Here is a 3,965-nt window from a genome sequence, read left to right on the forward strand (position 1 = left end):
GCGTGCGGGAGATCGTGACGCAGATGGATGAGCGTGGCAACGAGCCGGTCTACGAAGACCAGTTGATGGCGGGCACCGGCCCCGGGCGCCCGCTTCCTCGCCCCGCCCCGTGCCTCGTGTCGGCGACCCTCGACCCCGACCACCCACGGCCTGGCCAACTCCGCCACCAACGAGGACAGATGAGCCCCCGAGATGCCCGTGAACAACGGATGCGTGAGAACCGAACGGTCCACAGTGCCTCTCACCAGCAGAGCATGCCCACCCGCTATCACGCACCAACTCGTAAAAGGGGGTCAACTTGCAGGTCCGAGACCCGTGGATCGGGTAAGCCCGGTTCCAGGATGCACGTCCTATCGGATGCGAACGGACTGCCCTTACACGTCGGACTCTCCGCAGCCAACACCCACGACAGCGTCGCCCTGAAGCCGATGCTGTCCCATTTCCACATGGGCACGAATCCCACGCGGCCGATTCCAAGCCCCAACGCCTTCACGCCGACAAGGCATACGACATCCCTCACCTGCAACGATGACTACGAGGCAAACGCATCGGCATCCGCACCGCCCGCAAGGGCATCGACTCCAGCGAACGACTGGACCGCCGACGGTGGGTCATCGAATCGCACCATGTCCTGGCTGACCGGCTACCGCCGCCTCAACCACCACTACGAGCGTCAACCAGACAACTACCTGGCCTTCCTCGGTGCGGAATTCCGCGTCCATACCTAAAGGGCACGTTGCTGTACAGCGAAAGTGGCATGAGTTTCATCACACCATGCTTTGTAGATTTCCCGACTGATCTTTTGTCCCCTACTTGTAGCACCCTGTAGACGAGGGTGCGGACCGACCTGGCATGCCTGCCCCGCTCCGCGGAACCGGGGTTCTCGCTCACAGAGGTAAGTACGTCGAATTGCCGTGGGGTTCCTGGTCGGCTGCAGGTGCACGATGCGGGCGGCGCGGAGCCAGAGCAGCCTCAAACTTCGAGCCACTCTGAAGAAAGGGGAGGCATCCGGCAGATACTGCAAGGCCTGTCCATAGTCAGCCAAGAAGATTCCAGGGTCGTCCGATACCGAAGAATTGCAGGGCGGCACTAAGGCTCCATGACGGAGGATTTAATGTCGGATGCCACGGCTGTAAGTATGGCCGCCCCGTCCAGTCATCAAAGTGTCACCACTCGCGACGAGCTAGTTGAGCAGCACCTCTCTCTGGTCCGCAGTGTGGCCCGTCGCTACCGGAATCGCGGCTGCGAACTTGAGGACATCATCCAGGTGGGAACAATAGGTCTAATCAAGGCCATTGATCGTTTCAACCCGGACAAGGGTGTACCGTTGGCTGCATTTATCATTCCGTACGTCACGGGAGAAATAAGACGCTACTTTCGAGATTACGCCTGGTCCATGCAAGTGCCGAGAAGACTCAAAGAGCTTAACGCATCGATCGCGAAGGCCAGGGAGGAGATCTCCTGCTCGGATGTGGGTGAGGCTACTGCGCAGTTGATCGCCGATCGTCTCAATATTGGTGTTGCGGAAGTCCGGGAGGGACTGGCAGCGGCTAACGCATACAGCACCAAGTCGTTGGAGGAGGTCTCGGGTCCCACACGTCGCCCTCTGTCTGAAACGCTCGGTTCAGCAGACCCGGCATTGGAGATGATAGATGACGTTCACGCACTACTCACGAGCATCCGGAAGCTAAGCCCTTTCCAACGTGAGCTACTACGCCTCCGCTTCGGAGGGGAAATGACCCAATCACAGGTTGCGGCAAGCCTGGGCCTTTCCCAGACGCGCGTGTCGCGAATCCTCGCGCGTACATTGGCTGAACTCCGTGTCTACATGTCCAGTGACCATAGGCGCTGGCTTCCTAACGGCTCCGGTTTCAGCGCGGGCGACGAAGGGGGCGCTCCGCCGTCTACACCTATACGGTGAAGAAGGCCGTCCGGTCCTGCACCGCCAAGGTGAAGGAAATCTGCTGGCAGGACATAAACCTGCCGCTCGAAGTTTTGCTTCACCGGTTGAACTCGCTGGTGCGGGGCTGGACCACTGCTTCCGGCTCGGAGTTCCCACGCCGCCTTCCGGATCCTTCGCGCTGTTGTCTGGCCCCAGATACTCGGGTGGAAGCGGAGCAAGCACCGCCGGACCACCTGGAAGGAACTCCGACGCCGCTACTGCAGTGGTGGCTGGTAGCCGTCTGGGGACGGGGCGATTCTGCTGGACCCGGCGAAGGTGCGGACAACCCGCTACCGATACCGCGGTGCAGCGATTCTGACTCCCTGGCCGAGCGCTGCATGAGGAGAACCGCACGTCCCCACGGGACTTGTGGAGAGCCCGTTGCTCAGTATGGGCACGGCGGGTTCGGAAACGGGCTGGTCGAGGGGCCAGTACCGTCCCGTGACGACCCTACGCCGGCGAGGTCACCCGGGTCGCCAACCGGGTCAACGGCCTGCTCACCCAGATCCGCCCCTCGCTGGAACGAGTCCTGGAGCCACGCTTGCAGCACCCGGCCGTCCTCACGCTGAGGGTCTTTCTGAATGGTGAAACGAATTTGAGTATAGAATACTCTGCTTGCTGATCATTGAATGCGTTCATGATTGCACGGAGGTGTGCGCCCTGGACATGGCGGGACGGTTTCTGTCTGGACCACCAGGGCTGCTTCACAGCCCCGTCCTAAGCCGGGGTGGCTGTTCCCAGCCGCCAACTGCGTGCTCTCCCATCCGGTTGGTTACTGGGTGGAGCGGCGTCGCTGATGAAGGGATGCGGAAGGAGGGATCCTTTTCGTGCGGAAGCCGTAATGGAGATCCTGCCAAGGTTTCACTGTCAGACATGAGCATCCACGTTGATACAGCACCGGGGGCGGTGCTGGTCTCCAACTATGCCGTTCCGGGTCTGATGTTCGGCCTCCCCTTGCGACCGGGATGAGCCAGGCAGGCCAATGCGTTCCAGGGGTTCTAAGGAGCCATCTGCGAAGCCGTGTTCAACGCCGGTCGGATGCTCGGACCAAGGATTGAGCCCTTCTTCCGCAGCGCCTGAACCGGGCTACGGAGGGAAGCGAGCTCGTATCTCGCAGATGCGACACCTAAGCCCGCCGGCGTTTACGGAATTCTTAGGATCGGTACCTACAATCGCCGTCTATGGATACCAACAAGCCCACCGAGGCACCAACCGATGCGACGTCAGAGTCTTCCGTCCTGCCCATGGGAAGTGAGGTCACCGATGACGAGAACATTGCAGATGAGACTACCGGCGATGCGAGTGTCGGGGAGGAGCCTTCCACCGCTCGACCTGTCGGGATCGCAGTGGGCGCAGCTGCCGTTGTAGCCGCCGCCCTCGGCCTCGTATCCCTCAGCGGCACCTGGCTTAGCACCGTACTGTCGGAGCGTCAGCGCCTGATTGGGCAGATCAATCATTCGGGCGGCCCTCCACCGGAGCAAATCAAGCACATCTACGGTGCGAGTTGGCACACCTTCGCCGTCGTCAACGGGGCTTTTGCTCTAACTGCTCTCCTGATGGCCGGACTCGTTCTGGTCACCGCGCGGGGAGGTTCACCGTGGATACGCGCAGTAGCCTGGGGCGCTCTTGGTCTCGGTGTCCTTGGTCTGCTCATCGCGTGTGGAATGTGGTTCGACGTCTTCGTTGATCTACCCACCGTGCCGACACCCCCCCGTACTCCGTCGCCCAAGGGCGGCTGAGTTCGCTGGTTACTCGGCGAGAACCCAAGCGCCGTTCAGGGGACCGAGGCCGGGACGCTGGAGATGGCGAGGGTGCTCTATCTCTTTGGTCAAGGGAAACGGGGGTGCGTTGGGCCAGGGAGCCGGGCAGCATGGAGCGGCGTGGCTGATCTGCTGTGGGATGACGTGAGTTCCTTCTTCGATCCGGATTTAGACCGTGTCCTATGTGGTGAGGCGGACGAGACGTTTGTAGCAGCACAGGGCGGCGGCGAGGCCGAGGAAGGCGAGGTAGTTGCGGGGGTGGC

General features: G+C 61.4%; 2 protein-coding genes and 2 pseudogenes. 3 read left to right on the forward strand and 1 reads right to left on the reverse strand.

Annotation, left to right across the window (positions count from 1 at the left end):
* A pseudogene (locus tag ACIQMR_RS38245) lies at window positions 1-245 on the reverse strand (IS5/IS1182 family transposase); the annotation flags it as partial.
* Between the two features lie 40 nt (window positions 246-285).
* Between ACIQMR_RS38245 and ACIQMR_RS38250 the strand changes: the two are divergent.
* From ACIQMR_RS38250 to ACIQMR_RS38260, 3 genes and pseudogenes are all read left to right on the forward strand, one after another.
* Window positions 286-728, forward strand: a pseudogene (locus tag ACIQMR_RS38250) (transposase); the annotation flags it as partial.
* 371 nt (window positions 729-1,099) lie between these two features.
* Complete coding sequence (locus ACIQMR_RS38255; protein ID WP_401397760.1) at window positions 1,100-1,921, forward strand: sigma-70 family RNA polymerase sigma factor; 822 nt, start codon at window positions 1,100-1,102, stop codon at window positions 1,919-1,921.
* 1,202 nt (window positions 1,922-3,123) lie between these two features.
* A complete protein-coding gene (locus tag ACIQMR_RS38260; RefSeq protein WP_401397763.1) occupies window positions 3,124-3,681 on the forward strand; it encodes a hypothetical protein in 558 nt (185 codons plus the stop codon).
* Window positions 3,682-3,965 lie beyond the last annotated feature (284 nt).

Source organism: Streptomyces sp. NPDC091376 (assembly GCF_044757085.1).
Taxonomy (GTDB): Bacteria; Actinomycetota; Actinomycetes; order Streptomycetales; family Streptomycetaceae; genus Streptomyces; species Streptomyces pratisoli.